Annotated in this window: 12 protein-coding genes; 8 read left to right on the top strand and 4 right to left on the bottom strand. The window is 73.1% G+C overall.

All coding sequences use genetic code 11. The annotated features are described in order from the left end of the window. The first annotated feature begins 13 nt into the window (after window positions 1-13). The 5 genes from ABZ354_RS01120 (at window position 14) to ABZ354_RS01100 (ending at window position 6,754) form a co-directional block, all read left to right on the top strand. Complete coding sequence (locus tag ABZ354_RS01120) at window positions 14-904, top strand: FAD binding domain-containing protein (RefSeq protein WP_358651602.1); 891 nt, start codon at window positions 14-16, stop codon at window positions 902-904. Then, window positions 904-1,482 carry a (2Fe-2S)-binding protein gene (locus ABZ354_RS01115; protein ID WP_358651600.1) on the top strand — a complete coding sequence of 193 codons (579 nt, stop codon included), beginning with the start codon at window positions 904-906 and terminating at the stop codon, window positions 1,480-1,482. The genes ABZ354_RS01120 and ABZ354_RS01115 overlap by 1 nt, the downstream gene beginning before the upstream one ends. Window positions 1,483-1,484: 2 nt before the next feature. Next, window positions 1,485-3,872, top strand: coding sequence for a molybdopterin cofactor-binding domain-containing protein (locus ABZ354_RS01110; RefSeq protein ID WP_358651598.1), 2,388 nt, complete (start codon window positions 1,485-1,487; stop codon window positions 3,870-3,872). 199 nt (window positions 3,873-4,071) lie between these two features. Next, entirely contained in the window at window positions 4,072-5,529 is a 1,458-nt protein-coding gene (locus tag ABZ354_RS01105) for an NCS2 family permease (RefSeq protein ID WP_358652213.1), read from the top strand. 64 nt (window positions 5,530-5,593) lie between these two features. Further along, window positions 5,594-6,754, top strand: coding sequence for an XdhC/CoxI family protein (locus ABZ354_RS01100; RefSeq protein ID WP_358651596.1), 1,161 nt, complete (start codon window positions 5,594-5,596; stop codon window positions 6,752-6,754). 44 nt (window positions 6,755-6,798) lie between these two features. Here the strand turns inward: ABZ354_RS01100 and ABZ354_RS01095 are convergent, their stop codons facing one another. The 4 genes from ABZ354_RS01095 to ABZ354_RS01080 all read right to left on the bottom strand — a co-directional run bounded on the left by ABZ354_RS01095 (window position 6,799) and on the right by ABZ354_RS01080 (window position 12,646). Continuing rightward, window positions 6,799-7,239, bottom strand: coding sequence for an SRPBCC family protein (locus tag ABZ354_RS01095; RefSeq protein ID WP_358651594.1), 441 nt, complete (start codon window positions 7,237-7,239; stop codon window positions 6,799-6,801). A gap of 323 nt (window positions 7,240-7,562) precedes the next feature. Continuing rightward, window positions 7,563-8,357, bottom strand: coding sequence for a serine protease (locus tag ABZ354_RS01090; RefSeq protein WP_358651592.1), 795 nt, complete (start codon window positions 8,355-8,357; stop codon window positions 7,563-7,565). A gap of 239 nt (window positions 8,358-8,596) precedes the next feature. Then, entirely contained in the window at window positions 8,597-11,410 is a 2,814-nt protein-coding gene (locus ABZ354_RS01085) for an AAA family ATPase (RefSeq protein WP_358651590.1), read from the bottom strand. 375 nt (window positions 11,411-11,785) lie between these two features. Then, complete coding sequence (locus ABZ354_RS01080; protein ID WP_358652211.1) at window positions 11,786-12,646, bottom strand: LuxR C-terminal-related transcriptional regulator; 861 nt, start codon at window positions 12,644-12,646, stop codon at window positions 11,786-11,788. A 223-nt stretch (window positions 12,647-12,869) separates the two neighbouring features. Here ABZ354_RS01080 and ABZ354_RS01075 point away from each other — a divergent pair, with 223 nt between their 5' ends. From ABZ354_RS01075 to gcl, 3 genes are all read left to right on the top strand, one after another. Further along, window positions 12,870-14,543, top strand: coding sequence for an AMP-binding protein (locus tag ABZ354_RS01075; protein ID WP_358651588.1), 1,674 nt, complete (start codon window positions 12,870-12,872; stop codon window positions 14,541-14,543). Further along, entirely contained in the window at window positions 14,540-16,150 is a 1,611-nt protein-coding gene (locus tag ABZ354_RS01070) for an AMP-binding protein (RefSeq protein ID WP_358651586.1), read from the top strand. The genes ABZ354_RS01075 and ABZ354_RS01070 overlap by 4 nt, the downstream gene beginning before the upstream one ends. Before the next feature lie 178 nt (window positions 16,151-16,328). Further along, window positions 16,329-18,113, top strand: a complete 1,785-nt coding sequence (gene gcl, locus ABZ354_RS01065) for a glyoxylate carboligase (protein ID WP_358651584.1) — start codon at window positions 16,329-16,331, stop codon at window positions 18,111-18,113. Window positions 18,114-18,419 lie beyond the last annotated feature (306 nt).

Genomic DNA, 18,419 nt, shown 5'->3' with positions numbered 1-18,419 from the left:
AGAGAGCCGGTCAATGGACTTCCTTCGTCCCGCCAGCTGGGAGGAGGCGCTCGCCGCGAAGGCCGAGCACCCCACCGCTGTGCCGATTGCGGGTGGCACCGACGTGATGGTCGAGATCAACTTCGACCACCGACGTCCCGAGTACCTCCTGGACCTCAACCGCATCGGCGACCTCTACGAGTGGGAGGTGGGCGAGGAGGACGTCCGGCTCGGCGCGTCCGTCCCGTACGCGAAGATCATGGATCATCTGCGCGCCGAGCTGCAGGGTCTCGCGCTCGCCTCGCACACCGTCGCCTCACCGCAGATCCGCAACCGCGGCGGCGTCGGCGGCAACCTCGGCACCGCCTCCCCGGCCGGCGACGCCCACCCCGCCCTCCTCGCGGCCGGCGCCGAGGTCGAGGCCGAGTCGGTGCGCGGCTCGCGCCGCATCCCCATCGACGACTTCTACACGGGTGTGAAGCGCAACGCGCTCGCCCCCGACGAGCTGATCCGCGCCGTCCACATCAGGAAGGCGGACGGCCCGCAGCAGTTCTCCAAGGTCGGGACGCGCAACGCCATGGTCATCGCCGTGTGCGCCTTCGGCATCGCCCTGCACCCGGAGAGCCGTACGGTCCGGACCGGGATCGGGTCGGCCGCGCCCACGCCCGTGCGGGCCACCGCCGCGGAGGAGTTCCTGAACGCGGCACTCGAGGAGGGCGGCTTCTGGGACAACGGGAAGATCATCACCCCGTCGGTCGCCAAGCAGTTCGCCGACCTGTGCGCGGGCGCCTGCAACCCGATCGACGACGTCCGGGGCACCGCGAGCTACCGCCGCCACGCCGTCGGCGTCATGGCCCGCCGCACGCTGACCTGGACCTGGGAGTCGTACCGCGGCACCGCCGCCCGCTCGGAGGGAGCTGCGTAATGCGCGTCAACTTCACTGTCAACGGACGGCCGCAGGAGGCCGACGACGTGTGGGAGGGCGAGTCCCTGCTGTACGTGCTGCGCGAGCGGCTCGGCCTGCCCGGTTCGAAGAACGCCTGCGAGCAGGGCGAATGCGGTTCGTGCACCGTCCGACTCGACGGCGTCCCGGTGTGCGCGTGTCTCGTCGCCGCCGGCCAGGCCGAGGGCCGCGAGGTCGTCACCGTCGAAGGGCTCGCCGACCACGCCAGGCAGCGCGCCGAGGGATGCGGGACGGGAGCCCGCGGCACCTCCCTGGACGAGGCCAGTGCCTGGTCCGCCACCGGCCAGGACTCGCAGACCGGCGAGGGCACCGAACTGTCCCCCGTGCAGCAGGCGTTCGTCGACGCCGGCGCCGTCCAGTGCGGCTTCTGCACGCCCGGCCTGCTGGTCGCCGCCGACGAGATGCTGGAGCGCAACCCGAACCCGAGCGACGCGGACATCCGCGAGGCGCTGTCGGGCAACCTGTGCCGCTGCACCGGCTACGAGAAGATCATGGACGCGGTCCGGCTGGCGGCCGCCCGGCAGGGAGAGGCGGTCTGATCATGTCCTCCCCGAACGGCACCCCCACCAAGATCACCCAGGGTTCGCAGACCAGGGGCGGCATCGGCGAGTCCACGCTCCGCCCCGACGGCATCCTCAAGGTCACCGGCGAGTTCGCGTACGCGTCCGACATGTGGCACGAGGACATGCTCTGGGGCCAGATCCTGCGCTCCACCGTCGCGCACGCCGAGATCGTCTCCCTCGACACGAGCGAGGCGCTGGCCCTGCCGGGCGTGTACGCCGTCATGACGTACGACGACCTGCCGGCCGACGTGAAGCACTACGGCCTGGAGATCCGCGACACCCCGGTCCTCGCGCACGGCAAGGTCCGCCACCACGGCGAGCCCGTCGCCATCGTCGCCGCCGACCACCCGGAGACGGCCCGCCGCGCCGCCGCCAAGATCAAGGTGGAGTACCGCGAGCTGCCCCTCGTCACCGACGAGGCCTCCGCGACCGCGCCGGACGCGATCCTCGTCCACGAGGACCGCGACGACCACCACATCGGGCACGTCCCGCACCCCAACATCGTCCACCGCCAGCCCATCGTGCGCGGCGACGTCACCGAGGCCCGCGGGCGGGCGGACGTCATCGTGGAGGGCGAGTACACGTTCGGCATGCAGGACCAGGCCTTCCTCGGCCCCGAGTCCGGCCTCGCCGTGCCCGAGGAGGACGGCGGCGTCCACCTCTACATCGCCACCCAGTGGCTGCACTCCGACCTGCGCCAGATGGCGCCCGTGCTCGGCCTGCCCGAGGACAAGGTCCGGATGACGCTGTCCGGCGTCGGCGGCGCCTTCGGCGGGCGCGAGGACCTGTCCATGCAGATCCACGCCTGCCTGCTCGCCCTGCGGACCGGCAAACCCGTCAAGATCGTCTACAACCGGTTCGAGTCCTTCTTCGGGCACGTCCACCGCCACCCCGCCAAGCTGTACTACGAGCACGGCGCGACCAAGGACGGCAGGCTCACCCACCTGAAGTGCCGGATCGTGCTGGACGGCGGCGCGTACGCCTCCGCCTCCCCGGCCGTCGTCGGCAACGCCGCCTCCCTGTCCGTCGGCCCGTACGCCGTGGACGACGTCGACATCGAGACCATCGCCCTTTACACCAACAACCCGCCCTGCGGCGCCATGCGCGGCTTCGGCGCGGTCCAGGCGTGCTTCGCCTACGAGGCGCAGATGGACAAACTGGCGAAGAAGCTCGGCATGGACCCGGTGGAGTTCCGGCGGCTCAACGCCATGGAGCAGGGCACGGTCATGCCGACCGGGCAGCGCGTCGACTCGCCCGCCCCGGTCGCCGAACTGCTGCGCCGCGTCAAGGCGATGCCGATGCCGCCCGAGCGCCAGTGGGAGTCCAGCGAGGGCGCCGACGTACGGCAGCTGCCCGGCGGCCTGTCCAACACCACGCACGGCGAGGGCGTCGTCCGCGGGGTCGGCTACGCGGTCGGCATCAAGAACGTCGGCTTCTCCGAGGGCTTCGACGACTACTCCACCGCCCGGGTGCGCATGGAGGTCGTCGGCGGGGAACCCGTCGCGACCGTGCACACCGCGATGGCGGAGGTCGGGCAGGGCGGCGTCACCGTCCACGCGCAGATCGCCCGCACCGAGCTGGGCGTCACGCAGGTCACCATCCATCCGGCGGACACCCAGGTGGGCTCGGCCGGTTCGACCTCCGCGTCCCGTCAGACGTACGTCACCGGCGGAGCCATCAAGCACGCGTGCGAGCTGGTGCGGGAGAAGGTGCTGGAGATCGGGCGCCGCAAGTTCGGCTCCCACCACCCCGCCTGGGCGACGGCCGAACTGCTGCTGGAGGGCGGCAAGGTCGTCACCGACGGCGGTGAGGTCCTCGCCCACCTCGTCGACGTCCTGGAGAGCGAGGCCGTCGAGGTCGAGGAGGAGTGGCGGCACCGGCCGACCGAGGCGTTCGACCTGCGCACCGGGCAGGGCAACGGGCACGTCCAGTACTCCTTCGCCGCGCACCGCGCCGTCGTGGAGGTCGACACCGAGCTCGGACTGGTCAAGGTCATCGAGCTGGCCTGCGCGCAGGACGTCGGCAAGGCCCTCAACCCGCTGTCCGTCATCGGGCAGATCCAGGGCGGCACGACCCAGGGTCTGGGCGTGGCGGTCATGGAGGAGATCGTCGTCGACCCGAAGACCGCGAAGGTCAAGAACCCCTCCTTCACGGACTACCTCATCCCCACCATCCTCGACACGCCGACCATCCCCGTCGACGTGCTCGAACTCGCCGACGACCACGCGCCGTACGGGCTGCGCGGCGTCGGGGAGGCGCCCACCCTGTCGTCCACCCCGGCGGTCCTCGCGGCGATCCGCGAGGCGACGGGCCTGGAGCTGAACAGGACCCCGGTCCGGCCGGAGCATCTGACCGGAACCGCCTGAGGGACCCTCCGGGCGGCGCACGGAACGTCACACGCTTCCGCGCCGCCCGGAGTACGGAAAAACCGCTGTACGGAAAGTTCGTTCGTCTCGGGCCGTCCCCCGGGTCGTGCGGCCGGAACACCTTCCCAAATCCCGTGACCGCGTGAGCGCGAGGAGCGGGTGTCCCTGTGAACCTTGGGAGCAGGCCCACATGACCCACATGCCCCAGCAGTCCCTGGAACCGAAGGCTGTCGCCGACGACGCGGGTGACGGCAGCCGCGTCCCGGCCGGCCGGTCCCGGCTCGACCGGTACTTCCACATCACCCGGCGCGGCTCCACGGTCGCGCGCGAGGTGCGCGGCGGCGTCACCACCTTCATGGCGATGGCGTACATCCTCCTGCTGAACCCCGTGATCCTGTCCGGCGAGGACGCCGCCGGGAACACGCTCGGACAGCGGGCCCTGATCACCGCCACCGCGTTCGCGGCGGCCCTCAGCACGCTGCTGATGGGGTTCGTCGGCAGGGTGCCGCTCGCCCTCGCCGCCGGTCTCTCCGTCTCCGGAGTGCTCGCCTCGCAGGTCGCGCCCGCGATGACCTGGCCACAGGCCATGGGCATGTGCGTGATGTACGGCGTCGTCATCATGCTGCTGGTCGTCACCGGCCTGCGCGAGATGATCATGAACGCGATCCCGCTTGCGCTGAAGCACGCCATCACCATGGGCATCGGCCTGTTCATCGCCCTCATCGGCTTCTACAAGTCCGGCTTCGTCCACCAGGGCGAGGCCACCCCGGTCACCCTCGGCCCCGCCGGTGAGCTGGCCGGCTGGCCGGTCCTGCTGTTCGCCGGCACCCTGCTGCTGATCTTCGTGCTCCAGGCGCGGAACGTCCCCGGCGCCATCCTCGTCGGCCTCGTCGCCGGCACGGTCGTCGCGGCCGTGCTGAACGCCGCCGGGGTCGTGCATCCCGAGCAGTGGGCGGCCGGCCCGCCCGAGCTGCACGGCGGCGCGCTGTCCGTGCCCGACTTCTCGCTGTTCGGCGACGTGGAGTTCGGAGGCTGGGGCGAGGTCGGCGCGATGACCGTCGGCATGATCGTGTTCACGCTCGTGCTCGCCGGGTTCTTCGACGCGATGGCCACCATCATCGGCGTCGGCACCGAGGCGGAACTCGCCGACGGCAGGGGCCGCATGCCGGGCCTGTCCAGGGCGCTGTTCATCGACGGGGCGGGCGGCGCGATCGGCGGCGTGTCCGGCGGCTCGGGACAGACCGTGTTCATCGAGTCGGCGACCGGTGTCGGCGAGGGCGCGCGCACCGGGCTCGCCTCGGTCGTCACCGGCCTGTTCTTCGCGGCCTGCCTGTTCTTCACACCGCTGACGGCGCTCGTCCCGCAGGAGGTCGCGTCCGCCGCGCTCGTCGTCATCGGCGCGATGATGCTGATGAACGCCCGGCACGTCGACTGGGCCGACCGGGCCACCGCCATTCCGGTGTTCCTGACGGTCGTGCTCATGCCGTTCACGTACACCATCACCACCGGTGTCGCCGCCGGAGTGATCTCCTACGTCGCCATCAAGACCGCCCAGGGCAAGGTGCGCGAGACGGGCCCCTTCCTGTGGGTCCTGACGGCCGTGTTCCTGGTGTACTTCGCCCTCCGTCCGATCGAGGCCTGGCTGGGCGTCCACTAGGCCGTGACGGCACAGTGGCGTCCTGCCGGGAGCCCGCCCCGCAACCGCTGAAGGAGACCGACAGATGCTGGACATCGCCGAGGAGCTGAACCGGTGGGTCGAGCAGGGCCGTGACTTCGCCGTCGCCACCGTGGTGGCCGTCGGCGGCAGCGCGCCCCGCCGGCCCGGTGCCGCGCTCGCGGTGGACGCCGACGGCACGGCGATCGGGTCGGTCTCCGGCGGGTGCGTGGAAGGCGCGGTGTACGAGCTGTGCCGGCAGGCCCTGGACGACGGAGAGAGCGTCCTGGAGAGCTTCGGCTACAGCGACGACGACGCCTTCGCCGTCGGACTGACCTGCGGCGGCGTCATCGACGTCCTGGTCACCCCGGTCCGGGCGGACGACCCCGCCCGGCCGGCGGTGGCGGCCGCCCTCGCGACCGCCGCCGGAGGGGGGACGGCGGCCCTGGCCCGGATCGTGTCGGGCCCCGCGCCACTGATGGGCCGGGCGCTCCTGGTACGTCCCGACGGCTCCCGCGAGGGCGGCTTCGGCGGCGAGCCGGAGCTGGACCGCACGGCGGCCGCGGAGGCGGGCGCCTTCCTGGACTCGGGCCGCACCGGCACCCTGGAGATCGGTGAGGAGGGGTCGCGGTGCGGGCGGCCGGTCACGGTGCTGGTGGAGTCGTCCGTACCGCCGCCCCGGATGATCGTCTTCGGCGCGATCGACTTCGCGTCGGCGCTGGTCCGCGTCGGGAAGTTCCTCGGCCATCACGTCACGGTGTGCGACGCGCGGCCGGTGTTCGCGACGCGGGCGCGTTTCCCGGAGGCCGACGAGATCGTCGTCGAGTGGCCGCACGAGTACCTCCAGCGCACGCGGGTCGACGCGCGCACCGTGCTGTGCGTGCTGACCCACGACGCCAAGTTCGACGTACCGCTGCTGAAGCTCGCGCTGCGGATGCCGGTCGCCTACGTCGGCGCGATGGGGTCCCGCCGCACCCACCTGGACCGCGACCGGCGGCTGCGCGAGGTGGGCCTCACGGACGGGGAGCTGGCCCGCCTGAGGTCGCCCATCGGCCTGGACCTCGGCGCCCGCACCCCCGAGGAGACGGCGCTGTCGATCGCTGCGGAGATCGTCGCGAGCCGCCGCGGGGGCAGCGGGGTGTCCCTGACGGGGGCACACACGCCCATCCACCACGACGGTGCGCCGGGTCCGGCGGGTCCGGCGGGGCGTGTCGGTCCGGTGGCCTGACGGGGCCTCGGGGGCACCTGCCCGGCGCGGGGCTCACGGCACGTTCACGGCATGGTGAGGAGGCGGTGCGCCGCGCGGCCGAAGACCCTGCGGGCCGAGGCGTGCAGGACGCCGTCGAACAGGGGCGGCAGGAAGCGGACGCCGAGTTCCTCCCGCCAGAGCACCCGGGCCGTGCCGCCGGGTGCGGGACGCACCTCCAGCTCCGCCCAGCCCCTGACCAGCCGGCCCCGCTTCTCCAGCCGGCACAGGCCCGGCTCGCCGCCGTGCGGCGGGCGCCAGACCGTGACCTCCATGGGGTCGGCGAACGCCAGCGGCCCGACGCCCGTACGGGCCACGAAGACCGTGCCCACGGCGGTGGGCGGCGGCGTGAGCACGGTGACCCGCGTCAGCGGGACCACGTCCCCGTGCCGGGGCCACTCGGTGATCCGCCGCCAGGCCTCGGCGGGTGGAAGGGGAGCGGTGCGTTCGACGAGGAAGGTGACCACGGGACGATCGTAGGGAACGGGGGCGTCCCCGGCGCGCAAGGACTCCGTGAGCCCCGTGTCCGGCAGGCGCCGCGCTCACTTCCCGCGGCCGGTCACCGTGCCGACCCGCCCGGGCCGGTCGTCGTGCGGCGGCCCGCGCGGTTGATCGGCGACACGCGCGGCCGGAGCGGGCGAAGCGGGTGCGGGCCGCCGCACGACGACCGGCCCCACGGGGTGCCCGTCACCGGGCCGATCACATGGATAGGGGGCGTTGCGGGCCGCTCGTGGAGGCCCGCAACGCCCCCTGGTCTGACCTGAGGATTACTCAGGAGACTCTGGGACGCCTACGAGTTGACCTGCTGCGTCACCAGGTTGGAGAAGGTCGTCAGCCGGGTGTACACGCCCGGGAAACCGGCCTCGGCGCAGCCCTCGCCCCAGGAGGTGATCCCGGCCAGGACGCCCCCGACGAGCAGGGGCCCGCCGCTGTCGCCCTGGCAGGTGTCCACGCCGCCGGAGGAGTATCCGGCGCACACCATGTCGCTCTGGACGAAGTCGCTGCCGTAGGCACCGGCGCAGGTGGAGTCCGACGTGATCGGCACGGTCGCGGTGCGCAGCTGGTTGGAGGAGCTGCCGCCGGAAGAGGTGGTGCCCCAGCCGAGGATGCGGGCCGTGGTGCCGGCCGCGTACACCGAGGTCTGGCCGGAGGAGACGTACCCGGCCGTGGCGTACGGCATCGACGTCGACAGCGTCAGGACGGCCACGTCGTCGCCGTTGGTGGCGTCGGTGTAGCCCGGGTTGATCCAGATCCTGCTGACGCGGGCGACGGTGCCGTTGGTGCCGTTCAGGTACGTGCGGCCGCCGACCACGCGGACGCTGCTGGTGGTCTCGCCGACCATGCAGTGCGCGGCCGTGACGACCTTGGTGGGGGAGACCAGGGTGCCGCCGCAGAACTGGTTCTGGCCGGAGTCCGTGATCTGCATCATGAAGGGGTACGACGACGTCGTGGTCGTCGTCCCGCCCACGATGGGCTGCGGGGCGGCCGAGGCGCCGGGGGCGACGAGCAGGGCGGTGGCGAAGGTCGCGGCGGCGGTCGCGGCTATGGCGGCGGCGGCACGTCTTGCGCGGTTGAGCCCGAACATGAGGTCTCCTCAGGTGAGGCCGGTGGGGGGTCGCACGGGTGTGGGGGGTTGCACAGGAGCCTCGGGTACGACTCCCGTTATGCCCGGGCGAGCGGCACGACTTCACGCTAGGAGCAGGGCCGCGGGACCCCAATGAGGGAAGCCCCTAAGGGAGTTGGGGCAGGGAAAACCCTCGGTCGTCCGCGGGTGGGCGCGTGGCATCCTCGGCGGAGCGGCAGAGCGCCGCGCCGTGCGGCACCTCAGCCGGAGCGGCGGCCCGCCGCCAGTCGGACGATGTCCACCCGCGACCGGATCCCCAGCTTGCGGTAGACCCGGGTCAGGGTGGCTTCGACGGTTTTGACGCTGATGAACAGGCGCGCGGCGATCTCCCGGTTGGTCGCGCCCTCCATGACCAGGGAGGCGACCTGACGCTCCATCGAGGCGAGGCCCTCCAGGCCGTCCGCCCCGACGGCCGGCGCGGGCTGCGGCGCGGCGGGGCTCACCGCTGCCGCCGCGTCGACCTGTCTCAGCCAGGGCAGGGCGCGGCAGCGGCGCATGAGCCGGGCCGCCTCGTCGTAGGACGCGGGGCCGCCGGGCACGGGGGCGCGCAGCGCCGCCAGCGAGAACGCGGCCCGCGCCTCCTCGAGGCCGGAACCCAGCCGGGCCAGCCAGTCCCGCGCCGCGGTCAACTGGGCGACGGCCGCGTCGTGGTCGCCGCGTGCCGCCCGGATCAGGGCCTCGGCGCGGTCCAGGGTGGCCACCACACTGTCGCGGGACAGCCGCACCGCCTGCTCGCGGGTGACGTCGACGAGTTCCTGCGCCTCGTCGGGTTCGCCGACGCGCACCAGCGCCTCGGCGAGGTCGGCCTGCCAGCGGCCGCGGGCCGGGTCGGTGATGCCGAGGCCGTGCTCCAGCTCCCGCACCCGGCGCAGCGAACGGACCGTGCCCGCCGTGTCCCCGGCCACCAGCTGCGCGTACCCGAGGGCGGCCAGGGCGCGCGAGACGTACATCTGGTCGCCGTCCCCCTCGGCCTGCTCGACCGCCTCCCGGGCCAGCGCCATGGCACGGTCCACGTCGCCGCCGGAGGCCTCCGACAGGGAGGTGAGCAGCGCGGAGGGCACCTCGCCGATGCCGCAGTCCCGGGCCAGCCGCAGACTTTCGCGGGCCAGGTCGAGGGCCCGGCCGCAGTGGCCGGCGCGCAACTCGGTCTCGGCGAGCATGCGCACGTAGTGCACCTCGCTCTCGACCATGCCGCGCCGCCGCGCCTCGCGCAGCAGGGCGGTCACGGTGGTGCGGGCCTCGGTCAGCTGGTCGCTCATGATGAGCCAGCGGAAGCGCGCCGAGCCGGCGCCGTTGTGATGGCACGCCACCTGCGGGTCCTGCGGTTCCATCAGGGCGCGTTTGATGGTGACGGGCGCGTCCGGATGACCCATCAGGGTCTCGGTCTGCGACTGGAAGGACAGCGCCATCAGCTCGGTGCGCCGGTCGCCGGCCCGCGCGGCGAGCTCCGCGGCGTGCGCGGCCTCCCGCCGGCCCTCCTCGAAGTCGCCCTCCACGACGAGGCCTCGCCAGGCCAGCTGGTAGTGGACCTGGGCGAGCAGCCGCGGGTCGTCGCCGGCGTCGGCGAGCGCCTGCGGGAACACCGCGTCGACGTCGCCGAGGGCCTGCCCGGCGGCCTCCACGACCACCATCCAGGCCCGCACCCGGTCGGCGGGCACGGTGGCCCGGGTCAGCACGTCGCGGGCGATGTGCCGGGCGAGGTCGACCTCACCGGCGGTGATGGCGTCCTCCGCGGCCTGCAGCCGCCGCTCGTCGGGCGCGGGCGCACCGTCGGCGGGCGTGTGCCGGGCGGCGAGCAGGCCCAGCGAGGCGGCCACCGACGGGGCACCGCGGTCCCGGGCCAGCGCGGCGGCCTCACCGAGCCGGGCGGCCACGTCCGGATCGGTGCCGGTGGTGGCGAGCGCCAGGTGCCGGGCCCGTTCGATGGGGTCGGAGGCGGCCGTGGACAGCGCGGCGTGCACGGCCCGCCGCTCCTGCGCGGGCGCGTCCGCGTACAGCGCGGCGGAGATCAGCGGATGCGCGAACCGTACGGCGGGGCCCTCCGGCTCGGTGGCGAGCAGGCCCAGCTCGGCGGCCTGCGCGGTCTCGGCCTCGGCGCCGTCCCGGCCGGCCGCGTGCAGCAGCGCCAGCGTGGGCCGGGCGCCCGCGCTGGCCACCAGCAGCGTGCGGCGGGCCTCCGCGGACAGCATCCGCAGCCGGCTGAGCACCAGGGCGCGCAGCGACGTCGGCACGGGCAGCGGCTCGCCCGGCCGAGGGGAGGTGGGGTTCTCGGCGAGGGCCCGGCCCAGTTCGAGCGCGAACAGCGGGTTGCCGCCGCTGGTGCGGTGGATGTCCCGCACCGTGGAACGGGGCAAACCGCGGTAGCCGCGGTGGTCGAGCAGCGACGACACCTGACCGCGGGAGAGCGGGCCGAGCCGCAGCGCGAGCGTGTCGGGCGGGGTGGCCCGCAGATGACGGTCGTACTCCTCGCCGTCGGTGCGCACCGCGTACAGCAGCTGTACGGGGGTGTCGCCGAGGCGGCGGGCGGCGAAGCCGAGGAGTTCCGCACTGGCCGGATCCAGCCACTGGAGGTCGTCGGCGACGACAAGGACGGGCCCGTCGGCGGCCAGCGCGCGCAGCGCGGACAGCACAGCGAGGCGCAGCGCGAGGCCGTCCCGCTGGAGGGTGGACTCGCCCCGGCCGGTCAGGGCGGACTCCAGGGCGGTGCGCTGGGCGGCGGGCAGGCTGCCCGCGACCCGGTCGAGGACCAGCCCGAACAGGTCGGCCAGCGCCAGGAACGGCAGATGGGATTCGGACTCGGTCGCCGAGCAGCGCAACACGGTGTGGGCGGTGGCGGCATATTCCCCGGCCAGTGTCCGCAATGCGGTCGACTTGCCTATTCCCGCCGGGCCGTGCAGGAGGACGCTGCCACCCCGGCCGAGCTGCTCACGGGCCGCGGCGAGGATCTCCTCCTGGCCGATGACCTGCTCGGAGCGGTTTCTGGCAGGCTCCTTGAAGTCCCGTCGCACGGTCACCGCTCCCCTCCCTGTGGCGCGTCCTGGCCAATATTAGGCAACAGCTCTTTCCCTTTCGGTCTCCCGAGGTCGTGAGGGAAATAACAGCGGGCAAGGTACGGGAATTTCGGGACGCCGCACAGTGAATTGCACCAGGTCCTGTCGTTCGGCGTTGCGGCGCCGGGACGATCCGCGCGGCCGCCCTCCCGGCACGCCTTGGCCGCTGCCCGGCCCGGGGGGCGTCCGGCACCCGGGCGCGGGTGAGGGAGCGGTGTCCGGCGCGTGCGACCGCGAGGCGCCGGAGCGCCCTCGTGGCGGAGTCACCCGAGCGGGTCGGCGACGCGGCGAGCGTGCGTGCCCAGCGCCGGGCCGCCACGAACAGGTGCCGGACACCCGCTAGGGGAGCCAGCCCGCCCGGCGGGCCGCCACGACGGCCTCGCCCCGCGTGCGCGTGCCGAGCCTGCGCATCGCCGACCGCAGATAGCCCTTGACCGTCTCGGGGCTCAGGCCCAGCCGCTCGGCGGCCACCGCGTTGGTGACGCCGGAGGCGACGCAGGCCAGCACGTCCACCTCACGCGGCGCGAGCGGGACCCGGCGGCCCGGCTCTGCGGGGCCCGCCGCCAGCAGCCCGCACGCGCCGAGCAGCTCCTCGCGCAACGCCGGATCGGTGATCCGCGGGGCCAGCGCGCGCAGCGCCGCGTGCGCCTCCCGCACCCGCTCCCAGGCCGCCCCGCCGGCCGCCTGCCGCGGGCCGGGGCCGGTCTCGGCGTGGGCCGAGGCCAGCAGCGCCGCCGCCTCGTCCCGCACGGTGAGCGCCTGCTCCCGCACGACCAGCGCCTGTTCCACGTCCCGCGCCGCGGCCAGGGCCGCGCTCAGCGCCCGGTCGCCCAGCGGCTCGGCGGTGCGCAGCGCCCCGTAGAGCACGCCGCGCACCCGGCGCCGTACCACCACGGGCACCGCCAGCACCGAGCGCAGGCCCTCCGCGGCGACGGGCGCGTCGTACTCGTGGCTGATCTGCCGGGAGCCGGCGTAGTCCGTCACCGCGCACGGCCGGGACAGCGCCACCGCCTTCCCGCCCAGGCCGTTGCCCGAGGTCACCGCGAGCGCGCGCAGCGCCTGCGTGGCGGTGCCGCTCAGCTCACTGATCCGCACCTGCCGCTGCCCGGTGTCCAGCAGGCCGCCGAACGCGACCGGCAGCCCGGTCGTGCGCCGCAGCCGTGTCAGCGCGCCGCGGATCTCCACCGCGGTCACTGCCATGGGGTCCGCTGCCACGTCCTCGCCCTTCCTGTGCCGGTGTGCGGCGCGAGCGCCCGGACCCCGCTCCCGGCGGGTCGCCGTCCGGACACCCCCGTTCGGGGGTAGTGAGACCTGCATCACGGATTACACGATGGCAGAGAGCCGCCCGGCAAGGTCCGGCACCGCGCGCGTGAACGAGCCGCAGGGCCGGCGCCGGGGCCGGGCCGGCCAGAGAGGATGACACATGACGACGGCGACGGACGCCTTCCGCGGGGCACGGGACTTCCTGCTGGAGCACCGCGAGGACTGGGCCGCGGCCCACGACGGCTTCACCTGGCCCCGGCCCGCGCACTTCAACTGGGCGCTGGACTGGTTCGACGTCATCGCCGCCGGCAACGACCGGACCGCCCTGCACATCGTCGAGGAGGACGGCGCCGAGGCGAAGCTGTCCTTCGCCGAGTTGTCCGCCCGCTCCGACCGCGTCGCGAACTGGCTGCGCGGGCACGGCGTGCGCGCCGGGGACCGGGTGCTGGTGATGCTCGGCAACCAGCTCGAACTGTGGGAGACGGCCCTCGCCGCGATGAAGCTGCGCGCCGTCGTCATCCCGGCGACCCCGCTGCTCGGCCCCGCCGACCTGCGCGACCGCGTGGACCGCGGCCGGATCGCCCATGTCGTCGTCCGGGACGCCGACACCGCCAAGTTCGACGACGTGCCCGGCGACTACACCCGTATCGCCGTCGGAGCGGCCGCCGCACCCGGCTGGCTGGCGTACGAGGACGCCCGTGCCGCACCCGGCGGGTTCACCCCGGACGGGCCCACCGCGGCCGACGACCCGCTGATGCTGTACTTCACCTCCGGCACCACCGCCCGCCCCAAGCTGGTCGAGCACACCCACACCTCGTACCCGATCGGCCATCTGGCCACCATGTACTGGATCGGCCTCAAGCCCGGTGACGTGCACCTGAACATCTCCTCGCCCGGCTGGGCCAAGCACGCATGGTCGAACCTGTTCGCGCCGTGGAACGCGGAGGCGACCGTCTTCATCCACAACTACACGCGGTTCGACGCGGCCCGGCTGATGTCGGAGATGGACCGCGCCGGCGTCACCACCTTCTGCGCCCCGCCGACGGTGTGGCGCATGCTCATCCAGGCCGACCTCGGCCAGCTGCGGAACAGGCCCCGCGAGGCCGTGGCCGCCGGTGAACCCCTCAACCCGGAGGTCATCGAACGGGTCCGGCGGGCCTGGGGCGTCACCGTCCGGGACGGCTTCGGGCAGACCGAGACCGCCGTGCAGGTCGCCAACAGCCCGGGGCAGGCCCTCAAGACCGGCTCCATGGGCCGCCCCAGCCCCGGCTACCGCGTCGAACTCCTCGACCCGGCCACCGGCGAGCCCGGCGCCACCGAGGGGGAGATCGCCCTCGACCTCTCCGAGCGGCCGGTCGGCCTGATGGCCGGCTACCACGGCGACCCCGGGAAGACCGCCGAGGCCATGGCGGGCGGCTACTACCGCACCGGCGACATCGGCTCCCGCGACGCCGACGGCCACCTCACGTACGTGGGCCGCGCCGACGACGTGTTCAAGGCGTCCGACTACAAGATCTCCCCGTTCGAGCTGGAGAGCGCCCTGCTCGAGCACGAGGCGGTCGCCGAGGCCGCCGTCGTACCGGCCCCGGACGCGCTGCGGCTCGCCGTCCCGAAGGCGTACGTCGTACTCGCGGAGGGCTGGCAGCCCGGACCGGACACCGCGAAGGTGCTGTTCGAGCACTCCCGCCGGGCCCTCGCGCCCTACAAGCGCGTCCGCCGGCTGGAGTTCGGCGAGCTGCCCAAGACGGTGTCGGGGAAGATCCGCCGCATCGAGCTGCGCGAGGCCACGGCCGCCGGCTCCGACAACGAGTACCGCGAGGAGGACTTCCGGTGACCGACGACCTGTCCTACACCCACGGCACGAGCGAGGTGCCGCTCCTCGGCGACACCATCGGCGCCGGCCTGGACCGTGCCGTCGCCGCGTTCCCCGGCCGCGAGGCCCTAGTGGACGTGGTGTCGGGGCGGCGCTGGACGTACTCCGCGTTCGGCGCGGCCGTGGACGAGGTGGCGCGCGGGCTGCTCGCCGAGGGCATCGCCAAGGGCGACCGGGTGGGCATCTGGGCGGTCAACTGCCCCGAGTGGGTGCTCGTGCAGTACGCCACCGCCCGCATCGGCGCGATCCTGGTCAACATCAACCCGGCCTACCGGGCGCACGAGCTGCAGTACGTCCTCGGGCAGTCCGGGATCTCCCTGCTGATCGCGTCGCAGTCCCACAAGAGCAGCGACTACCGGGCCCTGATCGAACAGGTGCGCGGCGCCTGCCCCGACCTGCGCACGGTCGTCTACATCGGCGACCGCACCTGGGACGCGCTGACGGCGGCCGCCGCCCGCGTACCGCAGGAGCGACTCGTCGCGGCGCAGGCCGGGTTGAGCTGCGACGACCCGATCAACATCCAGTACACCTCGGGCACCACCGGCTTCCCGAAAGGCGCCACGCTCTCCCACCACAACATCCTCAACAACGGCTACTGGGTGGGCCGCACCATCGGCTACTCCGAGCAGGACCGGGTGTGCGTACCCGTGCCCTTCTACCACTGCTTCGGCATGGTCATGGGCAACCTGGCGGCCACCTCGCACGGCGCCTGCATCGTCATCCCGGCACCGTCCTTCGAACCGAGGGCCACCCTGGAGGCCGTGGAACGGGAACGCTGCACCTCCCTCTACGGCGTCCCCACCATGTTCATCGCCGAGCTCACCCTCCCCGACTTCGCGAGCTACGACCTCACCTCGCTGCGCACCGGCATCATGGCGGGCTCGCCCTGCCCGGTGGAGGTGATGAAGCGGGTGGTCGCCGAGATGCACATGGAGGAGGTCTCCATCTGCTACGGCATGACGGAGACCTCGCCGGTGTCGCTCCAGACCCGCATGGACGACGACCTCGAGCACCGCACCGGCACGGTCGGCCGGGTCCTGCCGCACATCGAGGTCAAGGTCGTCGACCCGGCGACGGGCGCGACCCTGCCGCGCGGCACGGCGGGCGAGCTGTGCACCCGGGGCTACAGCGTGATGCTCGGCTACTGGAACGAGCCGGGGAAGACCGCCGAGTCGATCGACCCCGGCCGCTGGATGCACACGGGTGACCTGGCCGTGATGCGCGAGGACGGTTACGTCGAGATCGTCGGCCGCATCAAGGACATGATCATCCGGGGCGGGGAGAACATCTACCCGCGCGAGATCGAGGAGTTCCTCTACGGACACCCGAAGATCCAGGACGTCCAGGTGGTGGGCGTGCCGCACGAGCGGTACGGCGAGGAGGTCCTGGCCTGCGTCATCCCGCGGGACCCGGCCGACCCGCCGAGTCTGGACGAGCTGCGGGCCCACTGCGACGGACAGCTCGCCCACTACAAGATCCCGAGTCGTCTGCACCTCCTCGACGCCTTCCCGATGACCGTGTCCGGGAAGGTGCGCAAGGTGGAGCTGCGGGAGCGGTACGCGGGCTGACCGCCGAGCCGCTCGGGTGAGAGCCGTCGAGGGCGTGCCTCCGGGCGCGTCCCTTGACGGCTTTCGCATGCCCGCTTACCTTTCTTTCAGATAGTAGAAAATGTTTTCCGCTAGGCGGAAGTGCTCATCGCGGGGCGCGACGGGAGTGCGTATCCGACAGCCGAAGCAGGAGTACCCGATGGCTCGTATGACCGCTGCCCGCGCGGCAGTTGAGATCCTCAAGCGCGAGGGGATCACCGACGCGTTCGGTGTCCCGGGCGCGGCGATCAACCCCTTCTACGCGGCGCTCAAGGCCGCGGGGGGCATCACGCACACCCTCGCCCGGCACGTCGAGGGCGCCTCCCACATGGCCGAGGGCTACACCCGCACCCGCCCCGGCAACATCGGCGTCTGCGTCGGCACCTCGGGACCGGCCGGCACCGACATGATCACCGGCCTGTACTCCGCGACCGGCGACTCCGTCCCGATTCTGTGCATCACGGGCCAGGCCCCGACCTCCGTGATCCACAAGGAGGACTTCCAGGCCGTCGACATCGCCTCCATCGCCAGGCCGGTGACCAAGTCGGCCGTCACCGTCCTGGAGGCCGCGCAGGTCCCGGGCGTCTTCCAGCAGGCCTTCCACCTGATGCGCTCCGGCCGGCCCGGCCCGGTCCTCGTCGACCTGCCGATCGACGTGCAGCTCACCGAGATCGAGTTCGACCCCGACACGTACGAGCCGCTGCCCGTCTACAAGCCGGCCGCCACCCGCGCCCAGATCGAGAAGGCGCTCGGGATGCTGAACGCCTCCGAGCGCCCGCTGATCGTGGCGGGCGGCGGCATCATCAACGCCGACGCCGCGGAACTCCTCGTCGAATTCGCCGAATTGACCGGGACGCCCGTCGTCCCCACCCTCATGGGCTGGGGCGTCCTGCCCGACGACCACGAACTGAACGCCGGCATGGTCGGGCTCCAGACCTCGCACCGCTACGGCAACGCGACCTTCCTGGAGTCCGACTTCGTCCTCGGCATCGGCAACCGCTGGGCCAACCGCCACACCGGCAGGCTGGACGTCTATACCGCCGGCCGGACCTTCGTCCACGTCGACATCGAGCCCACCCAGATCGGCAGGATCTTCCCTCCCGACTACGGCATCGCCTCCGACGCCGGGGCCGCCCTGGAGCTGTTCGTGGCAGTGGCCCGGGAACTGAAGGCGGCGGGCCGGCTGCCCGACCGCTCCGACTGGGCCGCCGCCGCGCAGCGGAAGAGGGCCGGGCTGCAGCGCCGTACGCACTTCGACGACATCCCGATCAAGCCGCAGCGCGTGTACGAGGAGATGAACAAGGCCTTCGGCCCCGAAACCCGGTACGTCTCCACCATCGGCCTCTCCCAGATCGCCGGGGCGCAACTGCTGCACGTCCACCGGCCGCGCCACTGGATCAACTGCGGCCAGGCGGGCCCGCTCGGCTGGACCGTCCCGGCGGCGCTGGGGGTGGCCAAGGCCGACCCCGAGGCCCAGGTCGTGGCCCTGTCCGGCGACTACGACTTCCAGTTCATGATCGAGGAACTCGCGGTCGGTGCCCAGCACCGCATCCCGTACGTGCACGTCCTGGTCAACAACGCCTACCTCGGCCTGATCCGCCAGGCGCAGCGGGCCTTCGCGATCGACTTCCAGGTCAGCCTGGAGTTCGAGAACATCAACACTCCCGAGCTGGGCGTGTACGGCGTCGACCACGTCATGGTCGCCGAAGGGCTGGGATGCAGGGCGATCCGCGTGACCGACCCGGCCGAACTCGGCGCCGCCCTCGAGCGGGCCAAGAAGCTCGCCGCCCAGTACCGCGTCCCGGTCGTCGTGGAGGCGATCCTTGAGCGCGTCACCAACATCTCCATGTCGGCCACCAACGACATCGGCGACGTCGTGGAGTTCGAGGAGCTCGCCACGGAGCCGGGGCACGCCCCGACCGCGATCAGGGCGTTGCAGGTCTGACCGGCCCCGCCGCGCGTCCCGGGTGCCCTGTGTGCCACTGGGGGCGGCCCCGTCCCGGAAGGGAGGGGGCCGCCTTTTCGTGCCGTCGGACGAGTCACGGGGGAGAGGGCGAGGAGGGGGGAGACCGGCGTCGGGATCGGCCGGGATCGTGGCCGGCCGGGGCGGGACCGCGGCGGGTGCGACGGTCCGGGGGGCTGCTTCCCTCAGGTCGGGAAGCAGCCCCCCGGACCTCCACCACCGCACTGGCTCGCACACCGCCGCGGTCCGCGCCCTGCCCGCCGTGCCGGTCGGCCACCCTCATCCGGG

Origin of the sequence: Streptomyces sp. NPDC005925, assembly GCF_040638805.1 — a bacterium.
GTDB lineage: Bacteria > Actinomycetota > Actinomycetes > Streptomycetales > Streptomycetaceae > Streptomyces.
Note: the sequence above shows the minus strand (reverse complement) of the source record. Positions and strands in the feature narration are given on the sequence as shown.

Coding starts and splice junctions, on each gene's coding strand:
- ABZ354_RS01120 (WP_358651602.1), top strand. CDS start 14: ATGGACTTCCTTCGTCCCGCCAGCTGGGAGGAGGCGCTCGCCGCGAAG.
- ABZ354_RS01115 (WP_358651600.1), top strand. CDS start 904: ATGCGCGTCAACTTCACTGTCAACGGACGGCCGCAGGAGGCCGACGAC.
- ABZ354_RS01110 (WP_358651598.1), top strand. CDS start 1,485: ATGTCCTCCCCGAACGGCACCCCCACCAAGATCACCCAGGGTTCGCAG.
- ABZ354_RS01105 (WP_358652213.1), top strand. CDS start 4,072: ATGCCCCAGCAGTCCCTGGAACCGAAGGCTGTCGCCGACGACGCGGGT.
- ABZ354_RS01100 (WP_358651596.1), top strand. CDS start 5,594: ATGCTGGACATCGCCGAGGAGCTGAACCGGTGGGTCGAGCAGGGCCGT.
- ABZ354_RS01090 (WP_358651592.1), bottom strand. CDS start 8,357: ATGTTCGGGCTCAACCGCGCAAGACGTGCCGCCGCCGCCATAGCCGCG.
- ABZ354_RS01080 (WP_358652211.1), bottom strand. CDS start 12,646: ATGGCAGTGACCGCGGTGGAGATCCGCGGCGCGCTGACACGGCTGCGG.
- ABZ354_RS01075 (WP_358651588.1), top strand. CDS start 12,870: ATGACGACGGCGACGGACGCCTTCCGCGGGGCACGGGACTTCCTGCTG.
- gcl (WP_358651584.1), top strand. CDS start 16,329: ATGGCTCGTATGACCGCTGCCCGCGCGGCAGTTGAGATCCTCAAGCGC.